This is a genomic window from Stenotrophomonas sp. GbtcB23 (assembly GCF_019091045.1).
Lineage (GTDB): Bacteria > Pseudomonadota > Gammaproteobacteria > Xanthomonadales > Xanthomonadaceae > Stenotrophomonas > Stenotrophomonas rhizophila_A.
The window spans coordinates 1-280 of sequence record NZ_JAGXKC010000360.1; the positions used below are offsets into that span (position 1 = coordinate 1).

1 pseudogene is annotated in these 280 nt (G+C 58.2%); it reads right to left on the minus strand.

Features of this window, described 5'->3' with window-relative positions:
- A pseudogene (locus KVS69_RS19410) lies at positions 1-280 on the minus strand (hypothetical protein); the annotation flags it as partial.

Here is a 280-nt window from a genome sequence, read left to right on the forward strand (position 1 = left end):
GGTTGCCGAGATGGTAGACGATCTCGATGTCCTGCCGGGCGGCATGGAAGACCTTGACGACCGAAGGGTTCGCCATCAGTGCGAAGAAGGGCTTGAGGTCCAGTCCCTTGGCGAGAGGATCGACCAGTACTTCGACGGTCGGGCTCGCCATCTGGATCAGGCAGAGTTCCGGCCAGAAGGTCGTTTCCCTGAGGAATTCGGTATCGATGGTGATGAAGTCCGATTGGGCCAGCTTGGCGCAGGCTTCCTCGAGTGCGGCTGTTGTTTCGATCATTGTTAC